Here is a 7,282-nt window from a genome sequence, read left to right on the forward strand (position 1 = left end):
ACCACGGATATTGGAAATATTAACTTAGGAACACCTACGGTTGAGGATAACTGTACAACAACCACTATTACGAACGATGCACCAGATACATTTCCTCTTGGAGATACGATTGTAACATGGACCGTAACAGATGGTTCTAACAACTCAGTAACTTGTGAGCAAACAGTCACGGTGATTGATAATATCGAACCGTCATTTGTAACCTGTGCTGCGCCAGTATCTGTTAATGTGGATGCTAACGGATGTACCACGGATATTGGAAATATTAACTTAGGAACACCTACGGTTGAGGATAACTGTACAACAACTACTATTACTAACGATGCACCGGATACCTTTCCTCTTGGAGAAACAATCGTAACATGGACCGTAACAGATGGTTCAAACAACTCAGTAACTTGTGAGCAAACAGTCACGGTGATTGATAATATAGACCCTGTTTTTGTTGAAACACTACCAGTAGATGAAACCTATGAATGTGATAGCGTTCCAGATGCTGTAACATTAACTGCTACAGACCCTTGTGGTGATGTTAATATCGTTTTTACTGAAACAAGAACCGACGGTACTTGTTCATCAAATTACTCTTTAGAGCGTAAATGGATAGCTACTGATCAAAATGGATTAACTACCACGCATATTCAAATTATAACTGTTCAAGATACTAAGGCACCAGAACCAAACGTAACAATTGAATCATCTATAACGGTAAATTGTGAGGATATTCCTGAAGTACCATCTATAGAGTTTATTGATAATTGTTCAAGTGAAGTAAATGTTGTTTTTGGAGAAACTAGTTCATTTGATAATAATGCCCCGTCTGATTATAGAATTACTAGAACTTGGACTGTAAGCGACGAATGTGATAATAGTCAAACTTTCATTCAAGTAATTTCGGTTACACTAAACGATTTCGTTACTACCGTAAGTGAAAGAGCTTGTACAGATGACGGTGCCATAGATTTAGACAACTATTTGCCAAGTGGAAAATCTGGCGGTAATTGGGTTATTGTAGAAGGGACTGCAATATTAGATGAAAGTATTTTTGACCCTGAAATTGTGGCGTTAGGAACTTATAAATTCAGTTATACAATAGCCGAGAATGGTTGTTTAAGCACTACCAATGTAACTTTAGAAATACATGATGATTGTATCGTTTTACCTTGTGGAAGAGAAGACGTTATCATTTCAAAAGTAATTACTCCTAATGGTGATATGTATAATGAATTCTTTACAATTACAGGTGTGGAGACTTGTGGTTTCGTTATAGAATTACAAATATTCAACAGATGGGGAGCAAAAATTTACGACAATTTTAATTACCAAAATAACTGGAACGGATTTACATCTAATGGATCAGTTGGAAAAGCAGAAAAAGTCCCTAATGGAACTTATTTCTATATTATAAATTTAAAAAATAGTGGATTAGAACCTTTCGCTAAAGCTTTTTACGTGGGTACTAAATAAATCTAAAAAACTATGAAGTCAATAAAATATAACATTATCATTTTTGTACTTGCCAATTGTTGGATGGGTTTTGCACAACAATTACCACAATTTACGCAGTATATGTATAATACCATCTCCATTAATCCGGCCTATGCAGGAAGTAGAGAAACATTGAGTGTAGTTGGTTTACACAGAAGCCAATGGCTTGGGTTAGATGGTGGGCCAACAACCCAAACTATTTCTGTACATAGCCCGCTAAGAAATGATCGTGTTGGTATTGGGGTGTCTTTTATAAATGATAAATTAGGATATGAAAATTTCACATACTTTTATGGAGATTTTTCATATACAATTCCTATAGGTGCAAAAACTAAATTAGCTTTTGGATTGAAAGGTGGTTTTACACAATATAATATTGACCAATCACTTTTAAATGATCCTTCAGTTGAAAATGATCCATTTTTTGATGACGTTTCAAACAGGTTTAGTCCTAATATTGGAATTGGTGCATACTTACATTCTAACCGTTGGTATATTGGACTTTCAACTCCTAGAGTTCTTAATACCGATTACAATAAAGGAAAAAATGGAAGTGTTGATTATGTAGCGTTAGAAAGAGTTAGTTACTATTTTACAGGTGGCTATGTATTTAATTTAAGTGAATCCACAAAATTTAAGCCTGCCGTATTATTAAAAGCAACAAATGGTGCTCCTCTATCGCTCGACTTAACAGGGAATTTCTTGTTTAATGAAACCTTTTGGCTTGGAGCTTCTTATAGAATAAATGAATCGGCTGCAGCTTTAGGTGGATTGGCAGATTTTCAAGTTTCAAAACAACTTCGTATTGGTTATACCTATGAGTATCCAATATCCGAAATTAGAGCATACACAAGTGGTACTCACGAAATATTATTGATGTATGAATTATTTAAAAGTAAACGTATTAAATCACCTAGATACTTCTAAAGAAAGTTAATATGAAAACAAAATTTTTAATATTACTATTAGTTTTTGTCGTTGGAATAACCTTTGCACAAAAAAAATTAGCTGATAAATTCTATAGTAATTATGGCTATGTAAAGGCTAGTGAATTATACGAAAACGCATTTAAGGACGGCGATAAAAGCGAGGAAGTTTTAACCCGTTTGGGCGATTGTTATTACAATAATTCTAACTCTGAAAAAGCAGCATTCTGGTATGGAAAAGCCACGGATAAATATAAAATTGATTCTGAGCATTTATATAAATATATCCAATCTTTAAAAAGTTTAGGAAAATATACCGAAGCAGATGTTTGGACTAAAAAATTTCTAGAAATTCAGAATAGCGATAGTAGGTTTAAAGATTATAGTTCTGACAATTTAGTTAAATATGAAGAACTTAACTCTGAAAACGAAGACTTGGCTATTACTATTGAAAATTTACCAATTAACTCTAAATTTTCCGATTTTGGGGCATTAGTTAAAAATAATGAATTATACTTTGCTTCAACGAGAGGTATTGATGATTCCAAGGAATATGGTTGGAATAACGAACCTTTCTTAGATTTATACCAGGTTTCTGTAAAAGAAAACGAATTAAAATTAGATTTTGGACCATCCGATTTAATAAAAGCTTCAAAAGTCAATTCAGATTATCATGAGGCCACCGTAGCTATCACAAATGATGGTAAAACCATGTATTTTACTAGGGATAATGTTAACAGAAAAAACAAGCTTGATTTCGACAAAAAAGGAACAACACACTTAAAAATATATAAAGCAACACTTCTCGACGGAAGCTGGGAAAATATTAAAGAGTTATCAATTAATGATGATATATTCTCAACGGGGCATCCTGCTTTAAGTCCTGATAATAAAAAATTATACTTTGTTTCTGACAGAGATGGTGGATTAGGGCAAACTGACATTTATGAAGTAAATATTTTAGATAACGACAAGTTTAGCAACCCTATAAACTTAGGGCCAAAAATAAATACGGAAGGTAGAGAAATGTTTCCTTTTGTCAGTAAAGATAGTACCTTCTATTATTCATCTGACGGACGATTAAATCTTGGCTTATTAGATATTTTTAAATCTAATTTCATAAAAGATACAATTGCTGAACCTAAAAACCTAGGAGCACCTTACAATAGTGGTTACGATGATTTTGCTTTTTTTATAGATCCAACAAATACTAACAAAAGAAGCTTTTTATCTTCTAATAGACCAGGCGGAAAAGGAAACGACGATATTTATACTGCTTATTCTAAAATCTGCGTGCAAACAATTAAGGGAATCATTAGAGATAAAAAAGGAGATTTACCTTTAAGCAATGTTCATGTTAAACTTATTGATGCAACAGGAAAAATTATAGAAGAAATTGTTACTACCGAAAATGGCTCCTACGAATTCGGTGTGAAATGTGAAAAAGAGTATACTGTTTTTGCTAAATTAATTGCTTATACTGAAGATCGCGTAAAGGTTAATACAGATGACATTAACGGAACTGTAATTGAAAAGGACATATATTTAGAATCCCTTATCCAAGGAAATCAAATTGTGATTAAACCTATTTATTTTGATTTTAATAAATGGGATATTAGAACTGATGCTCAATATGAATTAGAAAATATTGTAGATGTACTTAGGATTCACCCAACAATGGTAATTAAAATTGAAGCACATACGGATAGTCGTGGTAAAGATGAATACAATATGAGATTATCTGATAAAAGAGCAAAATCAACCCGAGATTATATATTTTCTAGAGGAATTGCTGAAAATCGAATTGAAAGCGCTATTGGCTATGGTGAAAGTCAGCTTTTGAATAAATGTTCAAATGGAGTAAGATGTACTGAAGCAGAACATCAAAGTAACCGTAGATCTTATTTTTATATTTTAAAAAAATAAAAATATTAGCTTAACAACTAATTATTAAGCATTTAGGATTGAGAAACCATTTAAAACATCGATAAAATGCATTTTATTGCGATAAAATGCTTATTTTAGCCATTAAACGAATTTATAAGTGATTTAGCATTTATATTTGAACAAATAAGAACATATATGTTTTTTTGTATTACCTACTTTAAATTTAAAATTATGACCCCGAATCTAATTTCAAAAATAAAAAAAGCATTATTAAATAATAATGCACTTCCCTCGCATTTTTTCCTTAAAACAAATTACTATTATTCTTTAATTCATACAACCTTTAATTAGGCAATATTTCTATAAATTAAAACAGTTATATTAAAAAAGGATAAAAAACATTACAAAAATTATGAAAAATAACTCGACTCTTATATTCTTCTTCTTTTTAATTACATGCTCTTTTTCTTTAATAACTCAGGCTCAAGAAGATAAATCAAATGATGATTTTATATTAAAAGTTATCAAATATAGTCATGAAGAAAATTCTAATATACCTCACTTTCACCTTTTATCAATTACAAATAATTCGAATAGAGAGTTAACCTTTGATTTATTATCCTCTGTTGATGATTCAAATGATAGTAATAATAAAAACAATCAAAATCTAATTATAGAAATCTTGAGTGAAGATTTACTTAGAAATATAAATTCTATTACGGTATCCTCTAAAGAATCACTCAAATTTACTGTTAAAATAACGAAGCATGCTAAAGCAAGATTAGGCTCAATGAATATTTGCAAAATAATGGCTCAATTAATCAATAGCAATAATAAAAAATCAGTTAAAATAAACTCTTATATTCCAAATCCTAATTTTTCAGGACATTAAGAAAAAAAAGTGCTTTTTACAATAATTATTTAACCAATAAGAATATGAAGACCTTTACCAAATCCTTGAAATGCCATAAATTAATATTGGTTATATTTCTTATAATAGGTACCTATTCACATGCCCAACAACCTTTTTCAACACGTTATAGTGAAGATATAAACGGTGACGTCACTATCATCGCAAATAATATGGTTTCTGTTGATGCAACTGCCCCTTATAATGGTGAACTTGATAATCAATCACCGGCATTAGGTAATCTTGTGTATGTAGATATCGATTCAGATCCTGACACGTTCAATTCCAGTAGCGCAAATTTGGTTAATCCTGCTCCCACCGCTAATTGTTTGGTAATTAAGAAAGTTTTCTTGTATTGGGCAGCATCAGACCAAGAACCAGACCTGAACGACCCTAATTCTGAAAATCGACCTGAATGGGATTTTGATGATATTAAGCTTATGTTACCAGGGGAAACTGATTATACAAAATATGATGCCGATGAAATAATTTTTAGAGGACGAGATACTCATTTTAGTAATGACCCATATGTTTGTGTTAAAGATATAACTACTGAAGTAAATGCTGTAACAGATCCTTATGGAACATATCAAGTAGCCAATGTAGAGGGTAAAATAGGACAATTAGAAGAACATGATGATGATTCACCAGGTCCTACTGGTGTCTCAGGCGGGTGGCAAATTGTCTTTGTTTATGAAAGTCCAGATTTACAGGCAAAAAACATAAATATTCGTGACGGTTATGCACATATTCGTTATTTAAACCCTCCCGTTGATATACCTTTCACTGGTTTTGAAACCTTACCAGCAGGAGATGTAAATGCAAAAATTGTAATAGGAACTTTAGAAGGAGATAGAAGATTAACTAATCAATTTCAAATTCAAAATACCCTAGGAGTATACACACCAATATCTGTTGGTACTGTGAGACCTAGTGGTAATTTTTTCAATAGTAGAATAACGGTCGGCACCTCCGATTTTACAGATAGAGATCCATCTAGTTTAAATACGTTAGGTTTTGATGCCGCTGTTTTTGATTTAGACAACCCAAGCAATACGATTATAGGAAATAGCCAAAATTTAGCGAATTTTAGAATCACTACTGACCAAGACACCTATGGACTGTTTTTAATTGGATTAGCAATAGACATCTGGAAACCAAACCTTGGTCCAATTCAAGTTGTAACCAACGCAAATAGTGTTCCACAAGCACCAGGTTCCCCAATCGTTGCGAGTTTTGATGTTGAGAATAAAGGTAATGATGATGCTCAAAATGTTAAGATATTTTCAGCACTTCCACCTCAATTGACTTTGCAAGAACCGATATTAGGTTTACCTGCTGGAGTGACATACACATATACATACAATACAGTATCAGAATTATGGGAGTTAGAGTTTACCGTTGAAGATAGTTACGTAGAGGCTGGAGACCCTGCCATTGAAGACGTCGAATTTAATCTTATTATTCAGGACGAATGTTATTTTTTAAAAGAAGACTGTACGCTATCTTTCGGGTTGGAATTTACAGCCACATATAATGGCGTTATAAATACAGAAACGCAAACAACTAAAAGTTCTTCTAGTATAGATGCTTGTGGTGTGGGTTCTGAAACACCAACTATTATAAATGTGATTCAGCCAACCATATCCTGGGATACCGAACCAGGGGCATTGGATACTACGCTTGAATGTGATGACTCAGATGGATTAACTACTGCACAAGGATTAACGCCTGTAGCTTTAACGCCGTTAGGTAATAATTGTAACTTAATTCCAGTAAAAACTTCTGGGGATTTTGTACCTGATGCTAGTTGTCCAAACGCTGGTACATTTACAAATACTTGGACTTTTACTGATGCTTGTGGAGTAACTATTGCTGATTATACCCAGACTATTACACTTACTGATACAGTCGATCCAGTATTAGCAAACATCCCAGCAGCTATAACAATAAGTTGTGAAGATACGGTACCTGGTGACTCAGGAACTGTAACAGCTACTGATAGTTGTAGTGGAGATATTACAGCTAGCATTCAATTTACTGCAGGCACTTTAGTGGAAGACCCTACTTG

General features: G+C 32.7%; 4 protein-coding genes and 1 pseudogene. All 5 read left to right on the forward strand.

Going from position 1 to position 7,282, the window contains the following annotated elements:
* Window positions 1-1,467 (forward strand): gliding motility-associated C-terminal domain-containing protein (locus tag WBN21_RS15660; RefSeq protein ID WP_424201926.1); only part of this gene is annotated, 1,467 nt, incomplete at its 5' end.
* 12 nt (window positions 1,468-1,479) lie between these two features.
* Window positions 1,480-2,415 (forward strand): PorP/SprF family type IX secretion system membrane protein, encoded by a 936-nt coding sequence (locus WBN21_RS15665; protein ID WP_424201928.1) that lies wholly within the window; start codon window positions 1,480-1,482, stop codon window positions 2,413-2,415.
* Between the two features lie 11 nt (window positions 2,416-2,426).
* The gene (locus tag WBN21_RS15670) at window positions 2,427-4,340 is read left to right on the forward strand and encodes an OmpA family protein (RefSeq protein ID WP_424201930.1); all 1,914 of its coding nucleotides are present in this window, start codon (window positions 2,427-2,429) and stop codon (window positions 4,338-4,340) included.
* A 373-nt stretch (window positions 4,341-4,713) separates the two neighbouring features.
* Entirely contained in the window at window positions 4,714-5,193 is a 480-nt protein-coding gene (locus tag WBN21_RS15675; RefSeq protein WP_424201932.1) for a hypothetical protein, read from the forward strand.
* A gap of 44 nt (window positions 5,194-5,237) precedes the next feature.
* Window positions 5,238-7,282 (forward strand): annotated as a pseudogene (locus tag WBN21_RS15680) (hypothetical protein); the annotation flags it as partial.

Origin of the sequence: Algibacter sp. (assembly GCF_049667265.1) — a bacterium.
Taxonomy (GTDB): Bacteria; Bacteroidota; Bacteroidia; order Flavobacteriales; family Flavobacteriaceae; genus Algibacter_B.

Bases quoted from the DNA above. Each gene is read 5' to 3' on its own strand.
- WBN21_RS15670 (WP_424201930.1), top strand. From the start codon at position 2,427: ATGAAAACAAAATTTTTAATATTACTATTAGTTTTTGTCGTTGGAATA.
- WBN21_RS15665 (WP_424201928.1), top strand. From the start codon at position 1,480: ATGAAGTCAATAAAATATAACATTATCATTTTTGTACTTGCCAATTGT.
- WBN21_RS15675 (WP_424201932.1), top strand. From the start codon at position 4,714: ATGAAAAATAACTCGACTCTTATATTCTTCTTCTTTTTAATTACATGC.